Origin of the sequence: Nocardia sp. CA-120079 (assembly GCF_050955745.1) — a bacterium.
Classification (GTDB): domain Bacteria; phylum Actinomycetota; class Actinomycetes; order Mycobacteriales; family Mycobacteriaceae; genus Nocardia.
The window spans coordinates 3,456,315-3,482,713 of sequence record NZ_CP192088.1 but is presented as its reverse complement, the minus strand read 5'-3'; the positions used below and the strand labels follow the sequence as shown (position 1 = coordinate 3,482,713).

Genomic DNA, 26,399 nt, shown 5'->3' with positions numbered 1-26,399 from the left:
TGCCGACTCCGACGCCCGGGGACCGGCGGTATGGCGCTATCGCGGGCGGTCCTGCTCTGCGCCAGGCGTTACAGGGCTTCAACGCTCCAGTAGGGCGAGGCATTCGACGTGGTGGGTGGCTGGGAAGGCGTCGAAGGCGCGTAGCTCAGCGAGGTGGTAGCCCGCCGATCGGTAGAGGCCGAGGTCGCGGGCGAATGAGGCGGGATCGCAACCGATATGGATGACGCCGGACGGGCCGCTTGTGGTCACGGCGGTGACCACCTCCTTACCCGCGCCCGCGCGGGGTGGATCCAGGACGACCACATCCGGGGCGGCGCTGCTGGCGTGTTCGGCCAGCCAGTGTTCGACACGCTGGGCGCGCAGGTCCAGCCAGGGCAGATCGCGCAGCGCGGCACTACCGTCGGCGACCGCGGACCGCGTCGATTCCACCGCGAGCACCGAACCGGTCTGGCCGACCTGTCCGGCCAGTCGGGCCGCGAAAACCCCTACGCCGCTGTACAGGTCCCATGCCCGCTCCCCGTGACCGAGCCCAGCCCACCCCGCGACTACATCCGAATAACATTGCGCCGCACCATGATGCGCCTGCCAGAACCCGGTTGCCGCGAGCTCCCACCGCCGTCCGGCCACATACTCGACCGTCCGACCGCTGCCGCCCATCACCCACTCGTCCCGAGCGGCGTGCGTCGCCGCCCGCCGGGCCGCCGCCCGCCGCCGAACCCCCTCTCCCCCAACCGATCCGGACCGGTCGCTGCCTCGCGAGCCTGCGCCGTCGAACTCGTCACGACGAGATCGATCCCGACGCCTGCCCCGATCCCACTCGCCATCGTGCCCCGGTTCGGCACGACGACCGCGACCATCCGCATCGCCGGGCAGGGCCTCAGGGCCGTCTGCGTCATCGGTACGCCGCCATTCCGATCCGCCCCGACGGCCTTCGTCGCCGTGTCCACGTGCACCGGTCCGCGGCGACTCGCTGCCAGGCCCCCGCTCAGCGGTGCGACGCTTTCCGGAACGCCGGTCTGTGTCCCGCCTGCCACGCCGATCCGGACCTCGCCTCGAAGGCCGTTCGGACTCAGCACGTCCCGCAACCGCCGACGGAGCCAACTCGACGATGTGCCGCATCCCGTCACCGTCGACCGCGACTACCAGATCCGCGCCGGGAGTCCATATGCGGTCCGCAATGCCCGCCATCGCACCCGGAACCGGTTGGGGGCAGCGCAGATCGGTGATCACCTCGGTGCTGCGGTACCCGTGCACTCCGGCTCGGCCCTCGGCGTCAACGGCCAAGCGGACGCGAGTGCGCCAGCCGCCGGTGGCGTCGGCCGGATATCCGGCGATCGGCTCCACGGTGATATCTCGTTCGATTCCGGCGATGCGATGCAGTTGCTCCGCCACAACCGCCGCCTTCAGCGCCCGCTGCGCGGCGGGGGTGGCGAAGGAGAAATCGCAGCAGCCCGCGCCACCGGGACCCGAGACGGGACAGGTGGCGGGAACGCGATCCGGGGATGCTTCCAGGATTTCGATCGCATCGGCACGGCAGAACGAACCCCCGCGATCCTCGGTGACCCGCACTCGAACCAGTTCATCGGGCAGCCCGTGCCGCACGAAGACGACCCGGCCCTCGTGCCGTGCGACACAGAACCCCCCGTGCCCGGGCGGCCCGAGCCGCACCTGGAAGGTGTTCGCGCGCCAGTCGGTCACCCTCGGTCCTCGTACCCGCGCCGTACCGCACCGGGCGCATTCACCACACCGGCCTGCCTGGCCTTCGCCGACGACGTCAACTGCCACGGCACACTCGTCACCATGACACCCGGTTCGAACAGCAACCTGCCCTTGAGCCGCAACGCGCTCTGGTTGTGCAGAATCTGCTCCCACCAGTGTCCGACAACGTATTCCGGAATGAATACGGTCACCACATCGCGCGGCGAATCGCGCCGCACCCGCTTGACATAATCCAGTACCGGCTTGGTGATTTCGCGATAGGGCGATTCGATCACCTTGAGCGGCACCGTGATATCGCTGCGCTCCCACTCCCGCACCAGCGCCCTGGTGTCGGCCTCGTCGACGTTCACCGTCACCGCCTCCAAAGTATCGGGGCGGGTCGCGCGCGCGTAGGCCAGCGCCCGGCGCGTCGGCAGATGCAGTTTGGACACCAGCACGATCGAATGCGACCGACTCGGCAGCACACCGTCCCATTCGTGCTCATCGAGTTCTCGCGAAACCGAATCGTAGTGCCGCCGAATGAGTTTCATCACAACGAAGATCGACACCATGGTGCAGATGGCGATCCAGGCACCGGCGAAGAACTTGGTGATCAACACGATGACCAGCACCGTCCCGGTGGCACTGAGCCCGATCGCGTTGATCACCCGCGAACGCTTCATCCGCGCCCGCTGCGACGGATCGGTTTCGGTGCGCAACAACCGGGTCCAGTGCCGCAGCATGCCGGTCTGACTGAGCACGAACGAGACGAACACCCCGACGATGTACAGCTGGATGAGCTTGGTCACCTCGGCGCCGAACACCACGACGAATGCGACGGCCGCACCCGAGAGGAACAGAATGCCGTTGCTGAACGCCAGTCGGTCGCCACGGGTGTGCAACTGCCGTGGCAGGTAACGGTCCTGCGCCAGAATCGAACCCAGCACCGGGAAGCCGTTGAACGCGGTATTCGCGGCGAGCACCAGGATCAGCGCGGTCACCGTGGTAATGAAGAAGAAGCCGATCGGGAAGCCGTGGAAAACGGTCTCGGCCAGCTGGGCGATGAGCGTCTTCTGGTGGTAGTCCGGAGGGGCGCCGATCAACTCGGATTCGTTGTGCGCGTAGACGATCCCGATCTTCTGGGCCAGGATGATGATGCCCATCAGCAGTGCGATCGCGATGCTGCCGAGCATCAGCAACGTGGTCGCGGCATTGCGCGACTTGGGTTTCCGGAATGCGGGCACACCATTGCTGATCGCCTCGACACCGGTGAGCGCGGCACAGCCGGAGGAGAACGCCCGCGCGATCAGGAAGGTGAACGCGAGTCCGTATAGGTGCTCCTCCTCGGCATTGAGCTGGAAGCCCGCCGATTCGGCGCGCAGGTCGTCGCCGAGTATGAAGATGCGGAACAGCCCCCACCCCAGCATCGCGAACATGCCGAAAATGAAGGCGTAGGTCGGAATCGCGAAGGCGACACCCGATTCCCGGATGCCGCGCAGATTGATCGATGTCAGCACGACGATGGCGACGACCGCGAACAACACCTTGTGCGTGGCCACGAACGGAATCGCGGACCCGATGTTCGACGCCGCCGAAGAGATGGATACCGCCACCGTGAGCACATAGTCGACGAGCAGCGCACTGCCGACGGTGAGCCCGGCGTTGGGCCCGAGATTCGTGGTGGCGACCTCGTAGTCACCGCCGCCGGAGGGGTAGGCGTGCACATTCTGCCGATAGCTGGCGACCACCACGGCCATCACGAATGAGACGGCCAGACCAACCCAGGGCGCATAGACGTAGGCAGAAATGCCTGCCACCGAAAGAACGAGGAAAATTTCCTCCGGAGCGTAGGCCACCGAGGACATGGCATCGGAGGCGAACACCGGAAGCGCGATTCGCTTCGGCAGCAGGGTATGGCCCAGCGCATCGCTACGGAAAGGCCTGCCCAGCAGCAAACGTTTGGCTGCCGTCGTCAACTTGGACACTGGAGCGAGCATAGATCCCCGCAGGATGCAGCGCTCCCTCGGCCGGTTCGCGTCGTATGTTTGGTTGACAGGCGGAGGGGAAATTGGGCCATGGAAACATCTGGCGGGTACGGTTCGATGCCGAGGTAAGCAAACCGAACGCCCCGCGGGCGAGCTCACGGCCCGGAGGCGGTGGCTTGCGTAACCACGTAGGGCCTGCGAGTGCCGCCAATTGAACACAGTTTCCAGGAACGAGGTTGCGGTGTACGTAGTGATCATGGGTTGCGGACGGGTCGGCTCATCGCTGGCACGCGCCCTGGTCCGGGTCGGCCATGAGGTCACCGTGATCGACCGGGACCACAGCGCCTTCCTGCGCCTCGGCGAGGACTTTCCGGGCGAGCGGGTGGTCGGTGTCGGCTTCGACCGGGATGTGCTGACCCGCGCGGGAATCGAGCGGGCCGACGCCTTCGCCGCAGTCTCCTCCGGCGACAACTCCAACATCATCTCCGCGCGGGTGGCCCGGGAAATGTTCGGTGTGCAGCGCGTGGTCGCGCGCATCTACGACGCCAAACGCGCCGCCGTCTACGAGCGCCTCGGCATTCCGACCATCGCCACCGTGCCATGGACCACCGACCGCTTCCTCACCACGCTGATCGGGGACGGCGGCACCACCACCTGGCGGGATCCGACGGGCACCGTTGCGGTAGCCCAGTTGACACTGCACGAGGAGTGGTACGGACGCACCGTGCGCGATCTGGAGCGCAGCGTGGGCGCAAGAGTCGCCTTCATCATCCGGTTCGGTCAGGGCCTGCTCCCCGACAGCAAGACCGTGGTCCAGGCCGACGACGTCGTCTATGTCGCAGCCACCTCCGGGTCCGTCGGCGAGGCCGTCGCCTTGGCCGGTAAGCCCCCAGCAAGCGAGGACTGAACATGAAAGTGGCGATCGCCGGAGCCGGCGCCGTCGGCCGATCGATAGCCAGGGAGCTATTGCGCGGCGGCCATCGGGTGATGCTGCTCGAGCGCCAGCTCGACCACATCGACCCCGCCGCCATCCCGGATGCCATCTGGGTCCATGCCGACGCGTGCGAACTCGCACTGCTGGAGGACGCGGGCCTGCAGACCTACGAGGTCGTCATCGCCGCCACCGGTGACGATAAGACAAATCTGGTGCACAGCCTGCTCGCCAAGACCGAATTCGGCGTGCGCCGGGTGGTGGCGCGGGTCAACGACCCACGCAATGAATGGCTCTTCGACGCGTCCTGGGGCGTCGATGTCGCGGTGTCGACGCCGCGGCTGCTGGCCTCGCTGGTGGAAGAGGCGGTCTCGGTCGGCGATCTGGTCCGGTTGATGACGCTGCGGCAGGGTCAGGCCAATCTGGTCGAGATCACCCTGCCCAGCGATACCGCCTTGGCGGGCAAGCCGGTCCGCACGCTCACCCTGCCGCGCGATGCCGCCCTGGTGACGATTCTGCGCGGCGGCCGCGTGATCGTGCCACAGCCCGACGACCCCTTCGAGGGCGATGACGAGCTGTTGTTCGTGACCTCCGTGGAGGCCGAGGAAGACCTGCGGGTGGCGCTGGCCACGCACGGCATCAAACCCTGACTCCCCGACAAGGCTGATATGGATCAGCGCCTGTCCGACCTCAGGATGCGGCCGCGAGCTGCGCGCGCAGCTTGTTCAGCGCGCGATGCTGCATGACCCGAACCACGCCGGGACTGGTGCCGATGGCCTCGGCGGTCTGCGCTGCGGTCCAGCCGAGCACGATCCGCATCACCAGCACCTCGCGGTGTGCGGGGGCCAGTATCTTCATCAATTCCCGGGTGGCCTCGCGCCGTTCGGACGCGATCGCCCACTCCTCCGGGCCCGCGGCGGTCGATGCCGTATCGGGCACCGCGTCGACCGGGTACATCGGGTGCAGCTGCGAACGCCGGAACGCGTCGGCCACCTTATTGGCCGCGATGCCGTAGACGAACGCCAGGAACGACTTGCCCTGATCGCGGTAGCGCGGAATGGCGTTGACGGTGGCCAGCAGGATCTCCTGCACCACATCGTCGGCCGTGACGTGCAGATGTGCGGTATTGCCAAGGCGCGCACCGCAATACCGGCGCACGAGCGGGTGGACCAGCCGGATGATCTCGGTGACCGCCGCACGGTCGCCCGCTGCCGCCGGACCGATCAACTTATCCAGTTCGGCAGATACCCGGCGGCTCTCCGACAGCGCCGGGTTGTGGTGGGCCTGGTTTTTCGACAGTGTCGCAATGCTGTGCTCGGTAGCCAACTTCCGAGTCCTTCCTCGCCGATCGTGCTTTTTTTGCTTGCACTGATCGTCTGATGAACTCGGTCGCCCAACCAGGCACCCCAGGGTGGGTACTGCCCCACCTCCGGCGGCGATTCGTTAACACCCCAGCGGAATTCGGGGTGGGAATTCCTAGGCCGTTTCGGCGGCTGTATCCCGGCGTACCGGCAGATGTCCGGCCCGGCGCACCGCCCACACGGTGACTGCCAGCGCGACGGCGGTCAGCGGCCAGCCCATCGCGATGCGCGCGAAGGCCAGCCAGCCGGTGCGATCGGTGTCGTAGAGCTGCGACTGCACCAGATAACGCGCGCCGAAAACGATCACCCAGGTGGTGGTCGCCAGGTCGTAGAGGCGCACGACGCGGCGGTCGGACCGCCATTCGGTGCCGTGGCCGTTCAGCACACCCCAGATCACGCCGACCAGTGGCCGGCGCACCAGCATCGACACCAGGAACACCCCGGCGTAGACCAGGCTGGTGTAGATGCCGAACAGGAAGAAGCCTTTCGCCTCACCCATGCGGTAGGCGATGAACGCGCAGATACCCACCCCGAGGAAGCCTGAGATCGCGGGCTGGATGGGGCTGCGCCGCACCAGCCGCCACACCAGAATCGCGGCAGCCACGCCGAGTGCCGACCAGATCGCCGCGGTGAGCCCGGCAAAGGTGTTCACGGGCACGAAGACCAGCACCGGCAGCGTGGAGTAGATGAGGCCGCTGAAGCCGCCCAACTGCTCGAGAAGGGTTTGTTCGGCCTTTTCGGTTTCGGCGTCTACAGAGCGATCTACGACGTCGGACGGGCCCGCGTCGATCGGCTCACGACCTCGGGTGTGGATCTCCGCGGCGTTCTCGTTGCTCGATGGCATACGTCAGCTGTTCTCACGCAATTCGTAGTAGGGGTTGTAGATCACCTTACGACCATCCCGGTCACCCACACGACCGCGGACAAGGATCTTGCGTCCCGGTTCGATACCGGGAATACGGCGGCGACCGATCCACACCAGACTGATGGCGTCGGTGCCGTCGAAGAATTCTGCCTGAACACTGGCGCCGACGGACTTCGGACACGCCTCGACACTGCGTAGTCGGCCGAGCATGGTCGCCTCGTCACCGCGCTGACAGTCCGAGGCCCGGCAGGCACCCGACGCATCGGCCGATTCGGCGAGTTCCTCGGCGTCCAACTGATCGAGATCCTCGGTCAGCCTGCGGCTCAGTCGGCGAAAATAACCTGAGGCGGCGGATGACATTTGACGCTCTCCTGGGTGGAGCAAGACGACGTGGGTCCCACGCCATCATGGTTGTTCCGGTGATGACCGGCTTAAGGCCGTATACCCGCCACTGTAGATGGGCAACCCTCACCCCGCTACGCTCGGACCGGTGTTCGACTCCCCACATTTCGCGCCGGAGCGCAGCGGCCGCGCCCCGATCGCCGTGGCGTTGCCGGGAACCGGTTCGGATGCCGACTTCGCCCGCCGCGCCTTCGGACCGGCTTGTGCGGCACGCGGAATCGAATTCATCGCCGTCGAACCAGACCCGCGCGGAGTGGTTGCCGGGTACCGGGCGGCGCTCGATGGGGCCGCGAGACGCGGACCGGTCCTGGCCACCGGGATCTCCCTCGGCGCGGCGGTCGCACTCGAATGGGCGGCTGAACATCCCGGGGCAGCAACCGGCGTAGTGGCGGCGCTACCGGCCTGGACCGGTCCCGATACCGCCGCGTGCCCGGCCGCGCTCAGCGCTGCCGCCACCGCGGCCCAGTTACGTGCGGACGGGCTCGACGCGGTGGTCGAACGCATGCGCGCGAGCAGCCCGCGCTGGCTCGCCGACGCGCTCACCCAGTCCTGGCATTCGCAGTGGCCGCGGCTGCCCGAGGCGCTACAGGAGGCCGCCGACTACAAGTGGCCCGATGCGGAACGACTCGGCACCGTCGAGGTGCCCGTCACCATCGTCACCGCCGTCGACGATCCGGTACACCCGGTGTCGGTCGCCGAGGAATGGGCCGAGCTGATCCCGCGCGCCGAGCTGATCCGGATCACCCTCGATGAGCTCGGCGCGGATCCCGCGATTCTCGGAAACGCGGGACTCGCGGCGTTCTAGTTGAGCCCGAGCTGCTGCATGGCGGAGCCGTCCGCACCGCGGCGCGGTTCATTCGGCATGCGCGGCGGGACCAGCGGCTGGGGTGTGGGCTGGACCGCGGCCTGCTGTGCGGCCATTGCCTGCTGCTGTGCGTCCACCTGCGCCTGATGCGCGGCGGCCAGCTGCTCGGCCAGCTCCGGTGGCAGCACGACGGCCAGCGGCTCGCGCACCGGCATCGGGTCGTCGCCGCGCCGAATCACGGTCTCGGTCAAGATCGCTCGCGCGGCCCGCACCAGCGGCCCACCGTCATCGGCGGCGCCCTGCGGACCCGCGGCCACCAGCCGCACCATCCATCGCGGACCATCCACCCCGATGAAGCGCAGGTCCGCGCCCTCGGTGATGGCGAGCAGTTCCCGGCCCCACGGTCCGGTCTCCACCGCGACCCTGGCGCCGTCCTTGCGTAGCGATTCGGCCAGATCCGCCGCCACCGAACGCCATTGGCCCGCCGACTTGGGCGCGGCATAGGCCGCGACCGTGATCCGACCGTGTTCGGTAGCCAGGTGCACCGCCTGCGGCGTGCCGTCCGGGGTCATCTCGACCTGCAATTGGCCGCCCGGCGGCACCGGCAGGATCACCGAACCCAGATCGAGGCGCTGATCGGACACATTGTCCAGCAGCTCGGCCACTTCGTCGTAGTCGTACGGGCCGGATTTCGGCATATCCACGACATCGTCATCGTCATCGTCATCGTCGTAGTCGTGCTCGTCGTAGTCGTGCTCGTCGTACTCGGGTTCGTCGTACTCGGGTTCGTCGTCGTAGTGCGCGGCGACGTAAGCGGCTGGGACGATCGGATTCTCGTCGGTGATCGGATCGATGATGGGGTTCTCGTCGGTGATCGGCTCATCGTCGTAACCCGCGTCGCCGTAAGCGGCGTACTCGCCGTATTCGTCGGCGTATTCGTCGTCGTACCGGTCCTCGGCGTATTCCTCACGTCCACCGGACTTGCGTCTCTTCCCGAACATGCCGGTCATGCCTCCTTGCCAAGAGTGGCCACTTCGTCGGCCGACGCGGCCAGACTGGCGTGGCCACCGCTCGACCCGTAACCGCCCGCTCCCCGCGTGGTGTCGTCGAGTACGTCGACCTCCAGGAAATCGACCAGTTCCACCCGCTGCACCAGCAGCTGCGCGATCCGATCGCCGCGACGCAATTCGATCGGGGTGCGCGGATCGTGATTGATCAGGCACACCTTGATTTCGCCCCGATAGCCCGCATCGACGGTGCCCGGCGTATTCACCACGGACAGACCGGTTTTCGCGGCAAGTCCAGACCTGGGATGGATCAGGCCGACCGTGCCGATCGGCAGTGCGACCGCGACACCGGTGCCGACCAGCACTCGCTCCCCCGGTTCGATGATGACGTCCTCTGTAGTGCACAGGTCCACGCCCGCGTCTCCGTGGTGGGCACGCGTTGGCACGGGGATGCCGGGATCGAGCCGCAGCAAAGGTATGGGTGAAAGGGCGCTCATGACTGCGCCTCGCTGACGCTCGGCTCCGTCATGACCACCCGGGCGGCTGTGTTGATTAATCGCTCGCTGCGCTCGCTCACGTTGTCCGAGCCTACGCGTACGCCCTCGACCTCAGTGAATTAGTGTTGAGTCGTGTCGGACCAGCCCAACCCAGTGACTATGGACGATCAACAGCGAAGCTTCGAGCCTTACCGCGAGCGCCTGTGGGTGCCGCTGTGGTGGTGGCCGATCGCGTTCGCCATCGCCGGCTTGCTGGCCGCCGAAATCCATATGGGCGCACCGGGTCTGCGCGCCTGGTTGCCCTACGCGTTGCTGTTTCCGGTACCGGTGTGGGTGCTGTTGTGGCTGAGCCGTCATCGGGTGGAGGTCGCCCAGGACGGTTCCGGCATCCGCGAACTCCGCGCCGATCGCGCGCATTTGCCGGTGAACTTCGTGGCCAGATCGGCCACGGTGGCCCCCACCGCCAAGAGTGCGGCGCTGGGCCGCCAGCTCGACCCCGCCGCCTATGTCCAACATCGGCCATGGGTGGGGCCGATGGTGCTACTTGTACTCGACGACCCGGACGATCCGACGCCGTACTGGTTGATCAGTACGCGACGGCCGGAGCGGGTCTTGGCCGCGCTTGGCATACCTGGCTGAGGCCGGGCGTGCCGAGCGCGGGCTGACCGTTGATCTCGGCTGGAGATCAGATCTCGCGCCGGAAATCAGGCTGCACAGTCCATGCAGATCAGCTGACCGCCACTCTCACTGGCCAGCCTGCTCCGGTGATGGACCAGGAAACAGCTGGAACAGGTGAACTCGTCGGCCTGCTTCGGGATCACCCGAACTGTCAGGACTTCCTCGGACAAGTCCGCGCCGGGAAGCTCGAACGACTCCGCGGTATCGGATTCGTCGATATCCACGACGGCGGACTGTGCCTCGTTGCGACGAGCCTTCAGCTCCTCCAGCGAATCTTCCGACACCTCGTCGGATTCAGTGCGCCTCGGTGCGTCATAGTCGGTTGCCATGTCGTCTTCCCCTCGTCCTTACTCCGTATATCCCGGACCGGGCCACTCACACCGATTCCTCGGAATCGGAATGACCAGCTCCGCCCCGCCGGTGGTGCACGTCACACGTACACCGGTCCCCTATCAGGGCGGATCATGCGGACCCACCTTTGATAGCGCTCGGTAAACGCAGGACATGCCCTTCTTGTTCCCGCGACCGACCACCGTTTTGGGCTGCGATGTTTCGATCTGGGCCGCCAGACAATAGCGGACGCCACAGCAAAAGTCGCAATCAAAACACAGACGATTCGAAACTGAGGGGTAATCGACACCAACCGTGAACTCGCCGAGACCTTACGCACTGGCGCGGACACATTTTCGTAGAGTATGCACGTGGTTTCACTCATCACCGAAGGCAGCGCAACGGATCGAACGGGTCAACCCTTCCTCCGGCGACGCAACCAGCCATGGTTGATCTTGGTCGGCGTCCTACTCCTGATCTGCACCGTGGTGTGGATCAAGGCCCTGACCACCGAGGACAGCAGCGGAACCGCGATGGCGTGCAATTCGCCGAGCCCGGCCACCGACGCGAAGTCGCCCCAACCGGCCCCGATGGGTCAGCGGGTAGGGCAATCGCGGCTGACCGACGTCGAACCGGCGGCGCTGGCCTCGTCGAAGGTCCGCGTGCTGAACGCGAACAACAAGAGCGGTCAGGCCTCGCACATCGCCTCGGCACTCGGCGATCTGGGCTTCGCGAGCGCGCCGGGACAGCAATTCGGTAACGATCCGGTTTATGTCAACGGCGACCTGAACTGCACCGGCCAGATCCGCTTCGGCGTGAACGGCCGGCCGGCCGCGGCCTCGGTCCAGTTGGTCGCGCCCTGCGCCGAGCTGATCGAGGATCAGCGCAACGACGATACCGTGGACCTGGTGCTCGGTTCGGTATTCGGCGAATCGCTGCGACCCAGCCCCGACGCCGAGGAAGTGCTGAAATCGCTGAAGAATCCGGCGCCGGGCGGATCCACGTCGATCGATCCCAAACTGCTTTCCGCGGCGCGCACGGCACGCTGCTGATCTTTTCTGAACCGACCTTCATCGCCCCGGTCTGCCGCTTCGGCAGACCGGGGCGATCCGTTTTCAGGCGTCCGGGATCGCGGTGGTCGCGCCGACACGCTCGAACAGTTCGGTCAATTCGTTCGCGACGCCCGGTGCGGCGGCAACGACCAGCTCACCTGCCGCACCCGGGCTGGTCGCCGCGGGCAAGCGCAGCGCCGCACCCGCCTCCGCGGCGATCAAAGCGCCCGCCGCCCAGTCCCACGCGTTGAGTCCGTGCTCGTAGTACGCGTCGACGCGGCCCTCGGCGACGAAGCACAGATCCAGTGCCGCCGCGCCGAGACGGCGGATATCGCGGATCTCCGGCAGGATCTGCGCGATCAACTCCGCCTGCCTGGCCCTGCGGTGTTTGCCGTACGCGAATCCGGTGGCCACCAAGGCCATCGCCGCCGATCGCACCGGCGTGCAGCGCAGGTGTTCCACGGCGCCGTCACCGGTCACCTTCGTCGCTCCCATCCGCAGTCCGGCGCTGTAGGTGGCCGCCCGCGCGACATCGACCACCGCCCCGGCGACGGGTTGTCCGTCGCGCATCGCGGCCACCGAAATCGCATAGCCGGGAATGCCGTACAGGAAGTTCACGGTGCCGTCGATCGGGTCCACGACCCAGTGCACGGTCTCCGCGTCACCGTTGGCCAGGCTACCGCCGCCCTCCTCACCGAGGATCGGATCGCCGGGGCGCACGTCGTCGAGCAGACGACGGATCAGATCCTCGGTTTCGGTATCGACGATCGTCACCGGATCGGTCGGGTGGCCCTTGGCCTGCACGACCCCGTCGCGCGCACCCTCCGGGCCGAATACCTCGGGCCGGCGCGAGCGCACATGCGCGGCCGCGGTTTCGGCGAGTTGGACCGCGATCCGTCGCAATTCGGCAACATCCTCGGATGGCATCGCGGTCGGTCGGGCGGTAACTGACGCTGTGGTCTCCGGCATGCCCCCATGCCATCACACATCCTCGGCGAACGGGAACCGATGCCCGCCCATTACTCTTGTCGTGCACGACACAACGCCGTCGTCGGGCACATCACCGCATGCTCCGCGACCAGCCGGTGGTGAGTTCCTGTGCGGCGGCGGGTTCATCACATCGGCCAGCACAGGGAACGAGGGAACGTCATGTCCGCTCGGGGGCACGCATTCGGTATCGATATCGGTGGCAGCGGCGTCAAGGGCGCCGCGGTGGATCTGGCCACCGGAGCATTGGTCCATGAGCGGATAAAGATCCTGACGCCGCATCCCTCGACACCGCAGGCGGTCGCCGACGCCGTCGCCAAATTGGTCGCCCAGGCCGATTGGGACGGCCCGGTCGGCATCACGCTGCCCTCGGTCGTGCTGCAAGGCGTCGCGCAGACGGCCGCCAATATCGACAAGGCGTGGATCGGCACCGACGCGCGGGCGCTGTTCTCCGCGGCACTCGACGGCCGCGTCGTCACCGTGCTCAACGACGCCGACGCGGCCGGTCTGGCCGAAGATCACTATGGCGCGGCAAAGGAATTCGACGGTCTGGTGGTGCTGCTGACCTTCGGCACCGGCATCGGCTCGGCGCTGCTGTTGCACGGCACGCTGGTGCCCAATACCGAACTCGGCCATCTCGAGATCGGCGGCATGGAGACCGAACACCGCGCCGCCGCCTCGATCAAGGATCGCGACGGCCTGACCTACGAGCAATGGGCCGCGCAGGTCAGCATTGTGCTCGGCGGCCTGGAGAATTTGTTCTGGCCGAAGGTCTTCGTCGCAGGTGGCGGCATCAGTCGCGATGCCGAACAATGGATTCCATTGCTCACCAACCGAACCCCGGTGATTCCCGCCCGACTGGAGAACACCGCGGGCATCGTGGGTGCGGCCATGGCCATCGATGCCGGCATCGCACCGTAGACGCGCGGAGGGTGCGGCATTAGCCGTTGCCGGGATCGTGCCGTAGGTACCCTGGTTCGATCGTTACAATGGAACGTACTCCGGCCGCGAGCCGGAAACCCCAGACCCGGCGCTCAGCCGGTGAAACCCGACAGACCGCTCCGCCGGAACACCACTCTGGCGTGACGCCGCACGAGACCGTCACGAAAGGGCGTACGTGGTAGCCACGACCCGTCAGACCGCCGAATCGGCCGATGCCGACTCCGCAGATGTAACCGAAGCACGGCCGGTCCGCAAGGCTGCCGCGAAGAAGGCTCCGGCCAAGAAGGCCGCTGCCAAGAAGGCTCCGGCCAAGAAGGCCGCCGCCGCGAAGGCGACGAAGGGCCCGGCCAAGAAGGCCGGACCGAAGAAGGCCGGACCCGACGGCGAACCCGGCGGCGACGAGAACCTCGAGGCCGAAGATCTCGACATCGAGGATCTCGGCGATCTCGAGGTTTCCGAGGACGATCTCGCCGACGAGGCCGAGGAACTGGTCGAGGACGTCGCCGAGGAAGTCGAGGAGGGCGAGACCGAAGAACCGTCCGCCGCGGACAAGGCCTCCGGCGACTTCGTCTGGGACGAGGAGGAATCCGAGGCGCTGCGCCAGGCCCGCAAGGATGCCGAACTCACCGCATCGGCCGACTCGGTGCGCGCCTACCTCAAGCAGATCGGCAAGGTGGCACTGCTCAACGCCGAGGAGGAGGTCGAACTCGCCAAGCGGATCGAGGCCGGTCTCTACGCGGCGGAGAAGGTGCGCGAATTCGCGGAGCAGGGCGAGAAGCTGCCGGTCGCGATGCGCCGCGACTACACCTGGATCGTGCGCGACGGCAACCGCGCCAAGAACCACCTGTTGGAAGCCAACCTGCGTCTGGTGGTCTCGCTTGCCAAGCGCTACACCGGCCGCGGCATGGCATTCCTGGACCTGATCCAGGAGGGCAACCTCGGTCTGATCCGCGCGGTGGAGAAGTTCGACTACACCAAGGGCTACAAGTTCTCCACGTACGCCACCTGGTGGATCCGGCAGGCCATCACTCGCGCCATGGCCGATCAGGCCCGCACCATCCGCATTCCGGTGCATATGGTCGAGGTCATCAACAAGCTCGGCCGCATCCAGCGCGAGCTGCTCCAGGATCTGGGCCGCGAGCCCACTCCGGAGGAGCTGGCCAAGGAAATGGACATCACGCCGGAGAAGGTCCTCGAGATCCAGCAGTACGCGCGTGAGCCCATCTCGCTGGACCAGACCATCGGCGACGAGGGCGACAGCCAACTCGGCGACTTCATCGAGGACTCCGAGGCCGTTGTCGCGGTGGACGCGGTGAGCTTCACGCTGCTGCAGGATCAGCTGCAGTCGGTGCTGGAGACGCTGTCCGAGCGCGAGGCGGGCGTGGTCCGGCTGCGCTTCGGCCTGACCGACGGCCAGCCGCGCACCCTCGACGAGATCGGCCAGGTCTACGGGGTCACCCGTGAGCGCATCCGCCAGATCGAGTCGAAGACCATGAGCAAGCTGCGCCACCCGAGCCGCTCGCAGGTCCTGCGCGACTACCTCGACTAGTTCGTTCTGCTCGATTTTTCCGAAGCGCCCGCGCCTGACAGCGCGGGCGCTTCGTTTTTTTCGCAACCGGCTTTCTCGTCGTTCGGTCGACCGGCAACTCTGCCCGCATTCGCTCCGCCTACGGTCCCGCTATCGTCGAATCCGGCTGCACCCATTGGGGTTTTCAACCGTATTGCGCCGAACCGCTTCTGCAACAGTCACTTTCGGCGTCATGCGGCGCAACCGATCAGCCACAGGGTGGCAACCGAGACAGCGTCCGGCTCGCTAACCAATTCGGGTTTCAATCAAACCTAAAAGTGACCGAAACCACTTCTGCGAAAGCGGATTTCGGCTCCCATCGAGTACACGGCTGTCGTATCGTCTGACCCGCTGTTGTTTCAATCACCAATGCCATTTCCGGCAGTGGGGGGCGTGCGTGCTCGACATCTACCATTTCAGCTACGGTCTGCTGACGCCGCTGCTGGCCTACACCATGTCGGTCACCGGGTGCCTGCTCGGCTTGCAGTGCGCCGCGCGCGCCCGCAGCGGCAAGGATCGAATCGGCTGGCTGCTCGGCGCGGCCGTCGCCATCGGCGGCACCGGCATCTGGGTCATGCATTTCATTGCGATGCTGGGCTTTTCGATCCGCGGCACCGAGATCCGGTACGATATTCCGCTCACTCTGCTCAGCGCGATCACCGCGATAGCCGTGGTCGGCATCGGGCTGTTCATCGTGGTCAAACCCGAACCGTCGCTGCGCGGCCTGCTGGCCGGGGGAACGATCACCGGCCTCGGCGTCGGGGCCATGCATTACATGGGCATGTATGCGATGAAGTCGAATGCGATGATCAGCTATGACACGCGGCGGGTCGGGCTGTCGATGGTCATCGCGGTGGTGGCGGCGACGGTTGCGCTCTGGTTCACGCTGCGGGTCAAGGGATTTTTCGCAACCATCGGTGCCGGACTGATCATGGGTGTAGCCGTATGCGGCATGCATTACACCGGGATGTCTGCGATGCATGCGCACACCGGAGATATGCATACCCCCGGAGGGACCGGTGCCATGGAGCTGATCGCGCCGATCATCGTCGTGATCAGCGTGGTGACGATGCTGCTGCTCATCAGCGTCAGCCTGACCGAGATCGATCGCAGCGTAGAACTGCCACCGCTGCGCATCGCACCGCGTGCCAAAACCGATCCGCTACCGCCGCTGCCACCGGTGGAACCGCAGATACTGCCGACCGCGTACTGGCCGACGCGGACCGAGGTACCGCGCCACTGAACCCTCGAAATCGCCTGTGCGACAAGCTCCGGGCGATCTCACGGGCGATGCGACTCAGTCCCTGGTCGGCCAGTAGCGCGCCGGGCGCGATCCACGCGCACCGTCGTAGGCCGGATCCTCGATATCGGTGATGCCGATATGCAGTAGCAGCATCATGGTGACCATGCCGACGCCGACCGTCAGCGGAGTCAGCAGTTGCGTCGCGCCCGCACCCGCGGGTGGGTGCATGTGATGGCCGTTCTGCACATGCATCGCGAACATACCGGTGTAGTGCATGCCGCAGACCGCGACGCCCATCACCAGCGCCGCACCGATGGTGGCCAGGGTGCCGCGGATATGCAACGCGAACCAGAGCGCCGCGGTCGCGGCGATCACCGCGATCACCATGGACAGCAGCACTATTCGTCCGTCGTATTCGATGACCGCGTCGGATTTCATCGCATACATGCCGGAATAGTGCATGGCGCCGACACCGACGCCGGTGATCGCACCGCCGATGTACAGCGCCATCGGCTCCAATCCCGGCAGCTGCGCGACCCGTAATCCGATCCACACCACCACCATTGCGATCACCGCACTGAGCAGGGTGATCGGCACGTCATAGCGGATAGATGCGCCGTGGATCGAAAAGCCCAGCATGGCAATGAAATGCATAACCCAGATACCGGTGCCGCCGATCGCGATGGCCGCGGCGACGAGCCATCCGGCGTGGCCGCTACCGGCCCGCGCCCGAACCACGCACCGCAGTCCCAGCAATGATCCGGTGAATGACATCAGATACGCGACAACCGGCGTGAGCAACCCGTGGCTGAAGTGATCGATTTCCAGCACGCGAACTCCCTCGTTGGGCCGACATCGACCGTCATCGCGACGGTGCGAGCCTGCCCGCTTATAAAGAACCAGCAGGTAGGCGATTTACAGTACTACCGTCCGCTAAATTTGTCATGGGATGAATCCGATCAGTGAGACAATGCCCGCTACCTGTCGGCGACCACCTGTGCCCGATATAAACCGAACGGTCCCCCGCCGCCGAATCCTGTTGATCATCACCGCTGGCAATCGATCAGCACCGATATTGCTGGGCCACAATGGATCTCATGAATTCGCCGGTCGACACCAGGCGTTCGCGCATTTGCAAGAACACCACGGCGATTTCGGTACGCGCATGCCGAATCTCATTGCGGCCCAGTGCCGCCGAGCTGGATGAGGCTCGTAGCCAACCGGACTTGACCGGCATCGTGTGCTCGCGGCGGGTCTGCGGTAGTTGCGTCGAACTGACAGAGGTTGCCCTCTTGGTCGGCGGACCAATTCTGCGGAGCCTACGTTGCCCGGGTGTGAATCGACATTGGGGCGGAAAGACCAGCTCAGTGAGCCAGGACACAGACCGGGCGGGTCTGCGCGCGGAAGTGCCTCGGAACCGGCAGACTTGTCCATGTGGTTGCCCCCACTTTGCGCCGAATCCACTCCCCCTGGACGCAGACCGTCGACCTCGGTGACGAGTTGCGCGCGGTCTGGTCGTGGGCACGTCGGCCCCGATTGGTGCGCCGACTACTGCCCGAACTGCGCCAGCACCTATCCGGCGCACCGGCCAGCACGGCCTACGCGTTCACCCTGTTCGTCACCTGGTGGACGCTGCGCGGGGTCGGTGATTCGGTGGAGCGCAGGCTGATCTTCTCGGCCTCCACCAACCTCTACAACATGCAGCACAACCCGATCCAGGTGCTGGTGGCCTCGGCGTTCTGGACCCAGGGGCAATTTCCGTGGGTCACCATCGCGGAGATTCTGGTGGTCATGGGCTTCGCCGAACGCTGGCTCGGCACCAGTCGCTGGATTCTGCTGTTCGCGACCGGACATATCGGCGCGACGCTGCTCACCGTCACCGCCATCGACCATGCCATCGACCACCACGTCATCCCGGTGCGGGTGCAGTACGCGGCGGATGTCGGCACCAGCTACGGGTTCACCGCAGTTCTGGCTGCCATGGCGTTCCACTTTCGCGGTGTGGTCCGCGCATTGTGGGCGGGTGTCATCGTCGTCTTCCTCGGTTCGGCGCTGCTGATCGGACCGACCTTCACCGACTACGGGCATATGTGCGCGGCTCTGATCGGTTTGGCGGTCGGATTCGTCGCGTCGACCTTCTGGCGGCGCATCGAACGCCTGCGTGCCGAACGCGAGTCGACTTCCGCGGCGCCGGCGCCAGTGTCGACGAATCCGGTTGCGGCGCCCCGGATTCCCGCGGCTGCCGCCGATACCGGGACGAGTTCCGTGGCGGCGCAGCCGCTATCCGGTGCTGACGGCGGGGTTGAAGCGGCGCTGCACCATGCCGATGGCCGGTTCGACGACGCGGGCCGCGATCGGGCCGAGCACCGCCATCAGTAGCACATAGGCCGAGGCCAGCGCGGCGAGTTGGATGTCGACCGCACCCATGCCCACTGCCAAACCCGCGATGACAATGGAGAATTCACCGTGCGCGACCAGTGCCGCGCCCGCACGCGCCCGGCCCGTCCGGCGGATACCCTGCCGACTCGCCGCCCACCAGCCGGTGGCGACCTTGGTGAGCACGGTCACCACCGCGAGCAGGATCGCCCAGCCGAGTACCGGCGGAATGGCCCGCGGATCGGTGCTGAATCCGAAGGCCACGAAGAAGATGGCCGCGAACAGATCCCGGATCGGTTCCAGCAATTTGGTCGCCTCGCGCGCGGTGGAACCGGAGATCGCGATGCCGAGCAGGAATGCGCCGACCGCCGCCGAAACATTCAGCGCCGATGCCAGCCCGGCGACCAGCAGCGCCGCGCCGAGCAGCTTCAACAGGAATACCTCCCGGTCGGCGCTGTCCACGATTGCCGAGACGTACCGGCCGTAGCGCAGCGCGACGACCAAGACGACGGTGACAGTGGCCAGGGCCAGCCCGAGCACCGTCAACCCGCTCAGCAAGCTCGTGCCGGCCAGGATCGCGGTGAGGATCGGCAGATACATCGCCATCGCGAGGTCCTCGAAGACCAGGATCGACAGGATCACCGGGGTTTCCCGGTTACCAAGGCGGCCGAGGTCGTTCAGTACCTTGGCGACAATGCCCGATGACGAGATGTAGGTGACCCCGGCCATGGTGATCGCTCCGGTCATCCCCCAGCCGAGTATCAGGGCAACCACCACGCCGGGCGTCGCGTTCGCGACGAGATCGACCAGACCCGCGGCCCAGGAGCGGCGCAATCCGGTCACCAATTCTGCCGCGGTGTATTCGAGGCCGAGCAGTAGCAATAGCAGTACGACGCCGATTTCGCCTGCGATATGGCCGAATTCGTTCGCGGCGCCCAGTTCTACCAAGCCACCCTGGCCGAAGGCCAGCCCGCCGAGCAGGTATAGCGGAATCGGGGACATGCCGAAGCGTGCCGCCACTCTCCCGAGCATGCCGAGGGTGAATAACACCGCCCCGAGCTCGATGAGGGCGAGCGCGGTTTCGTTCACGCTCTCACCCGTGCGTCAGGATCTTCGCGGCCGCGTCCAGACCGTCGGGGGTACCGACGACCACGAGTATGTCATCGGCGGTGAAAGTGAAATCCGGTCCCGGCGAGGGATGCAGCTGCCCCGCGCGCATTACCGCGACGATGGAAGCCTTGGTGCGCGTGCGCATTCCGGTCTCGCCGAGGGTGCGGCCCTCGTATGGCGAATCCTCGGCGATGGGTAGCTGGCGGGTAGTGATCCCAGGTAGGTCGCGGTGATCCTCGCGTAGCTTCGCCACCAGCTGCGGCGAGCCGAGTAGGTTGGCGAGCACGGCGGCCTCGTCGGGAGTCAGCGGTACTTGCGCGGCGCAGGAGTCCGGGTCATCGGGTTTGGAGACGATCAGATCGATGCCGCCGTCGCGGTGATCGACCACACCGATCCGGCGGCCCGACCGCAGCTGGAAGTCTTTCCGTACCCCGATCCCGGGTAGGGCGGTGACATCGACGTTCACACCTCCACCCTAACCGGCAAAAGCGGCTGACCGCCCAACAGGCCCGCGACCGCACCACGCAACGCCCGCGATCACCAGGGCCTGGGTCATCAAACCGACCCGGGCTCATTCCTTCGGCGGACCCGGGGACGCGGAGGCATGTGCTGTGATGGGGCGATGCGACGGCAGTGGGATGCTTTGTCTGCGACCGCGCAGGACGCGCTGGTCGCCGCCTTCGCGCTCGTCCTCGGCGCCGCGCTCTATCTGACCGGCCTGTTCGAGATGGCCAGTGACCTGAGCCGCCATCCGTCGCTGCCGGTGCGGTTCGGGGTGCTCGCGCTGATCTGTGTGGCGAGCTTCCTGCGGCGGCGCATGCCGATGTCGGCACTCGGTATCGGGCTGATCCCATTCGCCATCGATTTCGCACTCGGTCCGACAGTGCCGGTCTGGCTCATCTATTCGGATCTGATCTATGCGGGTGTGCTGTATGCCGCGCCCACGCGCTCACGCTGGCTGGTCACGGTTTGCGGGTTGGTCTCGGCTGTACTGACCGTGCTGGCGCTCGTGCTCGGCGACTGGCGGGTCGCGGTGATCACCATCGCCGCGCTGTTCGCGTTCGTCGCGACGCCGCTGTGGTGGGCGCTGTCGGTGCGCGGGCACAAGGAAATCGCCGAGGCCGAACGCAAACGCGCGCAGGCGATGACACTGGTCGCCGAATTGGATCGGCGCGCCGCCATCGCCGACGAACGCAAGACGATGGCGCGCGATCTGCACGATGTGATCGCCGGGCATCTGTCGGCCATCGCCATCCAGTCCGAAGCGGCGCTCGGGGTGCTGGCCCGGCAGGAAACCGATCCCGCTGTGGCCGGGATCATTTCGTCGATCCGGTCCAATAGTGTCAACGCGCTGCAGGAAATGCGCGCCATGATCGGTCTGCTGCGCCGCGACGACGGCGCCGAGGACGATGCGGGTGCGCCGCGCAAACTGGCTCAGCTGCCGATTCTCGTCGATGCGGCCCGCGCCGCCGGAATCACCGTGCGCGTGCGGGATTCGCTGAACGGGACGGCGTTGCCGAGCGCGGTCGACCAGGCGGCCTACCGAATCGTCCAGGAAGCACTGACGAATGCCATGAAACACGCACCGGGTCAGGTGGTCGATATCGATGTGCGCACGGAGGCAACGGATCTGGCCCTCTCGGTGCGCAATCCGACGGTCCCGGTGCGCAATCGGCCACCCGACGACGCGCGCCACAGTGGTCTGATGAATATGCGGGAACGAGCCGCAGCGCTCGGCGGCACCTTCACCGCCGGACCAGGCGCCGGTGGCTGGGAAGTCCTTGCGCGACTGCCGATCTCGACGACGGAGGTGTGATGATCCGGGTACTGATCGCCGATGACCACGGCGCGATCCGGGCCGGACTGCGGATGATCCTGGAGACCGCTGGGGGCATCGAAGTGGTCGGTGAGGCCGCCGACGGCGATATCGCGGTGGCACAGGCCAAGGTACTGCGCCCGGATGTGGTGCTGATGGATGTGCGCATGCCGGGCGTCGACGGCATCACCGCAACCGGCCGGATCACCGACGACGGCCTGGCCAGGGTGCTCATCCTGACGACCTTCGACCTGGACGAGTACGTCTTCCGTACGTTGCGCGCCGGCGCGTCCGGGTTCGTGCTGAAATCCGCTTCGGGACAAGCACTTGTCGATGCGGTGCGCGCGGTGGCCGCGGGTGACGGTGTGCTCGCACCCGAGGTGATCGCCGCGGTGATAAATGCGTTCGCCTCGACCGATGGCGAGCCGCGCCGGGTCGTGCCGGACGGCCTGGACGAGCTGACCGAGCGCGAACGCGAGGTGCTCGACTGTCTCGGCGACGGTCTGTCGAATGCGCAGATCGCCGCGCGGCTGTTCATCGGTGAGACAACAGTCAAAACCCATGTCTCGCGCGTGCTCACCAAACTCGGTGTGCGCTCTCGCGTTCAGGCCGCCATTGTGGCGCGCGAGGTCAGGGAGCGGTAGGTCAGGACGCTGGAAAGTTCGGGTCGAGCGCGGCGAAGGTGCCGTCCGCCCCGGGCTGGTACTCGACCACTGCGGTGACCGCGCCCACCGGCAGCGGACCGTACAGATGTGGGAACAGCATCGATTCCGGATCGGTGGGCACGCCCGGTTCCCATTTCACCGGTGCGCCGACGCGGGCCGGATCGATACGCAGCAGCACCATGTCCCACCGTCCGGCGAACAGTCGGTTGGCGGGCAGATGCGCCTGCTGTGGCGTGGAGAGATGGATGAACCCGATCTCCTCGAACGACTCGGGGCGGTACTCGCCGGTTTGCCGGGCGGTCAGCCAATCGGTGAGTGTGCAAATGTGAACGAGCGTGTGAGTGTCATGGATCACGGGTAATCTCCCGGTAGACAACTGGATAGGCCTGTTCGTGATCGTGGTCGAGTGGAGTTCGATACGTAACCACTGATGTTCGCCAGTAGCGAAATCCCAGGTGGTGTTATCGAAAACACACAGAATCACTTCCGGGAACAAAGCCCCCGTCCCGAACGTCTGACAGAGTAGTCATACCCCTGCTGGGAAGTAGCGGTAGCGAGCCCGCGGAGTGACCACGGGCCCCACACCAGGTGAACGGACTGTAGTGCCGGGAGCCAGGACGGAGGAGTCATGCCAGGAACCCTGACAAGCACCCCACTGACCGCGGTCGATCGTTGCGACCGCTGCGGTGCTGCCGCACGAGTTCGTGCCGTATTGCCCGCAGGTGGCGAGTTGCTCTTCTGCCAGCACCACGCGAATGAACACATGGATCGCTTGCGTGAGCTCGAAGCCGTGATCGATACGGAATCAGCTCCCGCGCTCTGACCAGTCCTCGCGTCCCGACACAACAGCATCGAACAACAGAACATCGCTGATAGACGACAGCGGGCGACCTACAGGTCGCCCGCTGTCGGCGTTTGCGGTCCCGCTACTCCGGACAGGATGCCGTCGAGCAGTTTCCCGAGACCGAAGGCGAAGTCGCCCGGCGGGTCCGACGGCGCTTGATAGCGTTCGCCTACCGCCGCACCGACCCGCGAGGCGATCGGGAACTCCTCGACCGACATGACCTGGGTCAGCAGCGGGCCGTGTTGCTCCCACCACTGCGCGTCGGTCAGCTCCGCGGTACTGCGGATTCCGGCGATCGCCATCCGCGCATTGCCGGTCGCGAATTCCGACAGCACCGCGATCACCCGATCCATAGCCAGATCGGATAACCCGATCCCCTCGATCGCAGCCAGCTGCCGTTCGTATCGGCGCATCCGGCCCGGACCGAGCACGAGCCGCCATGGTGGCACCTCGAGCAGCCACGGGTGCGCGATCAGTTCCGCACGGACCTGTTCGGCGATCGCGGACATTCGCTCACGGACCGGCAGATCGGCCGGGATGGGTACATCCTCCAGTGCGACCGTGTCGACCATCAACACGGTCAATGCCTCCTTGCTCGGCACATAGGTATAGAGGCTCATCGGGCGCAGGCCGAGTTCGGCGGCCACCGCGCGGATCGACACCTTCTCGTACCCCTCCCGATCGGCGAGGGCGATCGCGGCGACGACGACCTCATCGACACTCACCGTCTGCTTCGGGCCGCGCCCACCGGGTCGCGGCGGCACAGCATGTCGCCAGAGCAGGCTCATCAACTGTTTCGCCTGGTCGGTCACGTGGTCCTCTCGGAATTAATTCGGTACGCTGTACGTTGTTACAATACTCCGTACACCATACGACGAACTAGGGGAGCGCTCTGCCCAGCACACAGGCCACCTACCTACCCGACCGCCACATGTTCGCGCTGTGGACTTGGAACGGATCCGCGCCCGGCCGCGCGCCCGACGGCGACCGGGAAGCGCTGTCCCTAGCAGTGCCGACGGGTCCGGGCGGCGCCATCGAGGTCACCGATGTCGATTGCGCACTCGTCGATCCGGACGAGCTGTTGAATCTGAACCTCGGTGACGCGGGCCCGTCCGTACATACTTGGCGCGCAGTACTGCAGGACGGAGCGGAACCGTGCGATGCGCGGACGGTGCCGCTGCCCGTTGCGGCGCACGCTGTCCCTGACGCTGCCGGAACATCGATCGTGTCCGCCGAGCGTGCGATGCGGGTGTTGCGCGAAACACGGTGCATCGGGGCGGAATTGCGGGCGGGGCTGAAAGCGGAGTTGCGGCCGTATCAGCTGCGCGGGGCGGGGTGGTTGCACGAAACAATCGCGGCGCACGGCGGGGCGGTCTTGGCCGATGAGATGGGGCTCGGGAAAACGGTGCAGACCATCGGGTTTCTGCTCGGGCGCGCCGAGAGCGGAGCGCAGCTCGTGGTTTGCCCGACGTCGTTGGTCGGGAACTGGGCGCATGAGATCACGCGGTTCGCGCCGGGGCTGCGGGCGGTAGTGTGGCGTGGGGGTCAGATCGCGGATGCGGCCGGGACCATTGTGGTGACGGGGTATCCGATACTGCGGTTGCACGGTGATGCGTTGACCGATCGGTCCTGGGCGACAGTAGTTTTCGATGAGGCGCAGGCGTTGAAGAATCCGCGCACCCAGGTGTCCAAGGCGGCGCGGGCATTGACAGCGGAGGCGAAGGTCGCGCTGACGGGTACGCCGGTGGAGAACCATCTCGAGGAGCTGTGGGCGCTGCTGAATCTGGTGGCGCCGCGGCTGTTCGGGCATCGCACCCAGTTCCGCCGTCGATTCGTCCGGCCGATCCACGAGGGTTCGGCGGCCGCGGCGGGACGACTGCGGGATGCGCTCGAACCGGTGCTGTTGGCGCGCAAGAAGGCTCAGGTCGCCGCATCGCTGCCCGCGAAGATCCACAGCGATCTGCTCTGTGATCTGACCACCGAACAAGAACGGCTCTACGACCAGCTACTCGACAAGGCGATCGATGACGGCTTCGGCCACGGCGCGCAACGGCAGAGCCGAGTGCTCGCGACGCTCACCGCTCTCAAGCAGGTCTGCAACCATCCGGGACTGATCACCGGTGAGCTCGGTGAATTGGCGGGCCGGTCCGGAAAGCTGGATCTGTGCGCCGATATCGTGGCCAACAATCTCGAAACCGGTGACCCGACACTGATATTCACCCAGTATCGCGCCACCGGCGACCTGCTGGTCCGCCACCTGCACGAGCAATTCGGGGTGCGGGCGCCGTTCTTCCACGGCGGACTGAATCAGGCCGAGCGGGCCGAGATCGTTTCCGGCTTCCAGGCCGAAGACGGTGCGCCCGTGTTGATCCTGAGTCTGCGCGCCGCAGGCACCGGTCTCACCCTGACGCGTGCCGCCGATGTCATCCACTTCGACCGCTGGTGGAATCCGGCCGTCGAAGCCCAGGCCTCCGACCGGGTGCATCGCATCGGCCAGACCCGCACCGTCACCATTACCACCCTGACCTCGGGCACCACCGTCGAGGAACACATCGCGGGCATGCACGACCGCAAATCCGCCCTCGCGGACCTCGACGATTCCGCCGGGATCGCCGCGCTGGCCCGCCTCGACGACGACCAGCTCATCGAAATCCTGCGCCGCAAGAGGGAGAACTGATGGCGGACAACGAATTCGGATACACGGCATGGGGCATGGACTGGGTCCGGCTCGCCGAACCACTGCGCCAGACCCGACCCGACTCGCTGCTCCCCCGTGCCCGCAGTATTGCCCGCAACAGTGGTGTCCAGGCGAGCATCGAAGGGCGCATCGTGCGCGCCGCCATCCACCGCGGTGGACAGGCCTCGGTAACCCACCTCGAATTCGCGCCACTTTCCCGCTCGGCCATCACCGCGATCTCCGAAATCATCCCGGATACAACAGTTCTCACCGACGAGATGCACCGAGCGCTGGTCGACGCCGGCATCAGCCCGGCACCTGACCCGGCCGGGACGGACTGCTCCTGTTCGGCTCGCACTGCCCGCTGCGTGCACGTCCTCGCGGTGTTCTACGACATGGCCCGCCGCGTGGACGAGAATCCCCGCCTGGCGCTGGAGATCCAGGGCTATTTCCAAGCGGCACCGCAGGATTCGACAGTGCCGGTCGAGTCTCCCCGCTGGACCCCGATCAACGCACTCGATCCTGCGGGCTACTTCGAGGCCGCAATAGCGGTGCACTGAA

At 66.2% G+C, this 26,399-nt stretch carries 28 protein-coding genes; 14 read left to right on the top strand and 14 right to left on the bottom strand.

The annotated features are described in order from the left end of the window. Positions 1–78: 78 nt before the first annotated feature. Both ACQPYR_RS15935 and ACQPYR_RS15930 read right to left on the bottom strand, forming a co-directional pair. A complete protein-coding gene (locus tag ACQPYR_RS15935; RefSeq protein ID WP_433632954.1) occupies positions 79–1,698 on the bottom strand; it encodes a class I SAM-dependent RNA methyltransferase in 1,620 nt (539 codons plus the stop codon). Continuing rightward, the gene (locus ACQPYR_RS15930) at positions 1,695–3,683 is read right to left on the bottom strand and encodes an APC family permease (protein WP_433632952.1); all 1,989 of its coding nucleotides are present in this window, start codon (positions 3,681–3,683) and stop codon (positions 1,695–1,697) included. The genes ACQPYR_RS15935 and ACQPYR_RS15930 overlap by 4 nt, the downstream gene beginning before the upstream one ends. Positions 3,684–3,924: 241 nt before the next feature. On the opposite strand from ACQPYR_RS15930, the gene ACQPYR_RS15925 reads away from it, so the two are divergent. Both ACQPYR_RS15925 and ACQPYR_RS15920 read left to right on the top strand, forming a co-directional pair. Continuing rightward, on the top strand, positions 3,925–4,590 hold the full coding sequence (locus ACQPYR_RS15925) for a potassium channel family protein (RefSeq protein ID WP_433632950.1): 666 nt from the start codon (positions 3,925–3,927) through the stop codon (positions 4,588–4,590). Between the two features lie 2 nt (positions 4,591–4,592). Next, a complete protein-coding gene (locus ACQPYR_RS15920) occupies positions 4,593–5,264 on the top strand; it encodes a potassium channel family protein (protein WP_063043610.1) in 672 nt (223 codons plus the stop codon). Between the two features lie 40 nt (positions 5,265–5,304). Here the strand turns inward: ACQPYR_RS15920 and ACQPYR_RS15915 are convergent, their stop codons facing one another. The 3 genes from ACQPYR_RS15915 to ACQPYR_RS15905 form a co-directional block, all read right to left on the bottom strand. Then, positions 5,305–5,940: a sigma-70 family RNA polymerase sigma factor gene (locus tag ACQPYR_RS15915; RefSeq protein ID WP_433632947.1), complete on the bottom strand. Its 636-nt coding sequence runs from the start codon at positions 5,938–5,940 to the stop codon at positions 5,305–5,307. Between the two features lie 150 nt (positions 5,941–6,090). After that, entirely contained in the window at positions 6,091–6,819 is a 729-nt protein-coding gene (locus ACQPYR_RS15910) for a DUF3159 domain-containing protein (protein ID WP_433632945.1), read from the bottom strand. 3 nt (positions 6,820–6,822) lie between these two features. Beyond that, positions 6,823–7,200: an OB-fold nucleic acid binding domain-containing protein gene (locus ACQPYR_RS15905; protein ID WP_063043609.1), complete on the bottom strand. Its 378-nt coding sequence runs from the start codon at positions 7,198–7,200 to the stop codon at positions 6,823–6,825. Between the two features lie 130 nt (positions 7,201–7,330). Here ACQPYR_RS15905 and ACQPYR_RS15900 point away from each other — a divergent pair, with 130 nt between their 5' ends. Then, positions 7,331–8,047: an alpha/beta fold hydrolase gene (locus ACQPYR_RS15900; protein ID WP_433632943.1), complete on the top strand. Its 717-nt coding sequence runs from the start codon at positions 7,331–7,333 to the stop codon at positions 8,045–8,047. On the opposite strand, the gene ACQPYR_RS15895 is transcribed toward ACQPYR_RS15900, so the two are convergent. Then, complete coding sequence (locus ACQPYR_RS15895) at positions 8,044–9,048, bottom strand: DUF3710 domain-containing protein (RefSeq protein WP_433635144.1); 1,005 nt, start codon at positions 9,046–9,048, stop codon at positions 8,044–8,046. The two genes, ACQPYR_RS15900 and ACQPYR_RS15895, sit on opposite strands and share 4 nt — an antisense overlap. Before the next feature lie 5 nt (positions 9,049–9,053). Beyond that, positions 9,054–9,551 (bottom strand): dUTP diphosphatase, encoded by a 498-nt coding sequence (dut, locus tag ACQPYR_RS15890; protein WP_433632941.1) that lies wholly within the window; start codon positions 9,549–9,551, stop codon positions 9,054–9,056. A 159-nt stretch (positions 9,552–9,710) separates the two neighbouring features. On the opposite strand from dut, the gene ACQPYR_RS15885 reads away from it, so the two are divergent. Further along, the gene (locus tag ACQPYR_RS15885; protein ID WP_433635143.1) at positions 9,711–10,190 is read left to right on the top strand and encodes a DUF3093 domain-containing protein; all 480 of its coding nucleotides are present in this window, start codon (positions 9,711–9,713) and stop codon (positions 10,188–10,190) included. Positions 10,191–10,255: 65 nt separating this feature from the next. On the opposite strand, the gene ACQPYR_RS15880 is transcribed toward ACQPYR_RS15885, so the two are convergent. Then, the gene (locus ACQPYR_RS15880; RefSeq protein WP_040692543.1) at positions 10,256–10,558 is read right to left on the bottom strand and encodes a DUF4193 domain-containing protein; all 303 of its coding nucleotides are present in this window, start codon (positions 10,556–10,558) and stop codon (positions 10,256–10,258) included. Positions 10,559–10,930: 372 nt separating this feature from the next. On the opposite strand from ACQPYR_RS15880, the gene cei reads away from it, so the two are divergent. Continuing rightward, positions 10,931–11,611 (top strand): envelope integrity protein Cei, encoded by a 681-nt coding sequence (gene cei / locus ACQPYR_RS15875; RefSeq protein WP_040692557.1) that lies wholly within the window; start codon positions 10,931–10,933, stop codon positions 11,609–11,611. Positions 11,612–11,674: 63 nt separating this feature from the next. Here cei and ACQPYR_RS15870 read toward each other — a convergent pair whose 3' ends face one another. After that, a complete protein-coding gene (locus ACQPYR_RS15870) occupies positions 11,675–12,580 on the bottom strand; it encodes an inositol monophosphatase family protein (RefSeq protein WP_433632939.1) in 906 nt (301 codons plus the stop codon). 180 nt (positions 12,581–12,760) lie between these two features. Between ACQPYR_RS15870 and ppgK the strand changes: the two genes are divergently transcribed. The 3 genes from ppgK to ACQPYR_RS15855 all read left to right on the top strand — a co-directional run bounded on the left by ppgK (position 12,761) and on the right by ACQPYR_RS15855 (position 16,350). Further along, entirely contained in the window at positions 12,761–13,519 is a 759-nt protein-coding gene (gene ppgK, locus ACQPYR_RS15865; RefSeq protein ID WP_433632937.1) for a polyphosphate--glucose phosphotransferase, read from the top strand. A 196-nt stretch (positions 13,520–13,715) separates the two neighbouring features. Beyond that, positions 13,716–15,089 carry an RNA polymerase sigma factor gene (locus ACQPYR_RS15860; RefSeq protein ID WP_433632935.1) on the top strand — a complete coding sequence of 458 codons (1,374 nt, stop codon included), beginning with the start codon at positions 13,716–13,718 and terminating at the stop codon, positions 15,087–15,089. A 415-nt stretch (positions 15,090–15,504) separates the two neighbouring features. Beyond that, positions 15,505–16,350: an MHYT domain-containing protein gene (locus ACQPYR_RS15855; RefSeq protein ID WP_433632933.1), complete on the top strand. Its 846-nt coding sequence runs from the start codon at positions 15,505–15,507 to the stop codon at positions 16,348–16,350. Between the two features lie 54 nt (positions 16,351–16,404). On the opposite strand, the gene ACQPYR_RS15850 is transcribed toward ACQPYR_RS15855, so the two are convergent. Further along, positions 16,405–17,181: an MHYT domain-containing protein gene (locus tag ACQPYR_RS15850; protein ID WP_433632931.1), complete on the bottom strand. Its 777-nt coding sequence runs from the start codon at positions 17,179–17,181 to the stop codon at positions 16,405–16,407. Between the two features lie 603 nt (positions 17,182–17,784). Between ACQPYR_RS15850 and ACQPYR_RS15845 the strand changes: the two genes are divergently transcribed. After that, positions 17,785–18,729 (top strand): rhomboid-like protein, encoded by a 945-nt coding sequence (locus ACQPYR_RS15845; protein ID WP_433632929.1) that lies wholly within the window; start codon positions 17,785–17,787, stop codon positions 18,727–18,729. Here the strand turns inward: ACQPYR_RS15845 and ACQPYR_RS15840 are convergent. Together ACQPYR_RS15840 and ACQPYR_RS15835 are read right to left on the bottom strand one after the other, a co-directional pair. After that, positions 18,631–19,815, bottom strand: a complete 1,185-nt coding sequence (locus ACQPYR_RS15840; protein ID WP_433632927.1) for a cation:proton antiporter — start codon at positions 19,813–19,815, stop codon at positions 18,631–18,633. The two genes, ACQPYR_RS15845 and ACQPYR_RS15840, sit on opposite strands and share 99 nt — an antisense overlap. A gap of 4 nt (positions 19,816–19,819) precedes the next feature. Continuing rightward, on the bottom strand, positions 19,820–20,302 hold the full coding sequence (locus ACQPYR_RS15835) for a cation:proton antiporter regulatory subunit (RefSeq protein WP_063043599.1): 483 nt from the start codon (positions 20,300–20,302) through the stop codon (positions 19,820–19,822). Positions 20,303–20,458: 156 nt separating this feature from the next. On the opposite strand from ACQPYR_RS15835, the gene ACQPYR_RS15830 reads away from it, so the two are divergent. Together ACQPYR_RS15830 and ACQPYR_RS15825 are read left to right on the top strand one after the other, a co-directional pair. Continuing rightward, positions 20,459–21,652 carry a sensor histidine kinase gene (locus tag ACQPYR_RS15830; protein WP_433632925.1) on the top strand — a complete coding sequence of 398 codons (1,194 nt, stop codon included), beginning with the start codon at positions 20,459–20,461 and terminating at the stop codon, positions 21,650–21,652. Beyond that, on the top strand, positions 21,652–22,296 hold the full coding sequence (locus ACQPYR_RS15825; protein WP_433632923.1) for a response regulator: 645 nt from the start codon (positions 21,652–21,654) through the stop codon (positions 22,294–22,296). Before ACQPYR_RS15830 ends, ACQPYR_RS15825 begins: the two co-directional genes overlap by 1 nt. Position 22,297: 1 nt before the next feature. Here the strand turns inward: ACQPYR_RS15825 and ACQPYR_RS15820 are convergent, their stop codons facing one another. Beyond that, the gene (locus tag ACQPYR_RS15820) at positions 22,298–22,672 is read right to left on the bottom strand and encodes a DUF952 domain-containing protein (protein WP_433632921.1); all 375 of its coding nucleotides are present in this window, start codon (positions 22,670–22,672) and stop codon (positions 22,298–22,300) included. A 273-nt stretch (positions 22,673–22,945) separates the two neighbouring features. On the opposite strand from ACQPYR_RS15820, the gene ACQPYR_RS15815 reads away from it, so the two are divergent. Beyond that, a complete protein-coding gene (locus ACQPYR_RS15815) occupies positions 22,946–23,140 on the top strand; it encodes a DUF7455 domain-containing protein (protein WP_029903635.1) in 195 nt (64 codons plus the stop codon). 68 nt (positions 23,141–23,208) lie between these two features. Here ACQPYR_RS15815 and ACQPYR_RS15810 read toward each other — a convergent pair whose 3' ends face one another. After that, complete coding sequence (locus ACQPYR_RS15810; RefSeq protein ID WP_433635142.1) at positions 23,209–23,949, bottom strand: TetR/AcrR family transcriptional regulator; 741 nt, start codon at positions 23,947–23,949, stop codon at positions 23,209–23,211. A gap of 143 nt (positions 23,950–24,092) precedes the next feature. Between ACQPYR_RS15810 and ACQPYR_RS15805 the strand changes: the two genes are divergently transcribed. Both ACQPYR_RS15805 and ACQPYR_RS15800 read left to right on the top strand, forming a co-directional pair. After that, entirely contained in the window at positions 24,093–25,838 is a 1,746-nt protein-coding gene (locus ACQPYR_RS15805; RefSeq protein WP_433632918.1) for a DEAD/DEAH box helicase, read from the top strand. Further along, complete coding sequence (locus ACQPYR_RS15800) at positions 25,838–26,398, top strand: hypothetical protein (RefSeq protein ID WP_433632916.1); 561 nt, start codon at positions 25,838–25,840, stop codon at positions 26,396–26,398. The genes ACQPYR_RS15805 and ACQPYR_RS15800 overlap by 1 nt, the downstream gene beginning before the upstream one ends. Position 26,399 lies beyond the last annotated feature (1 nt).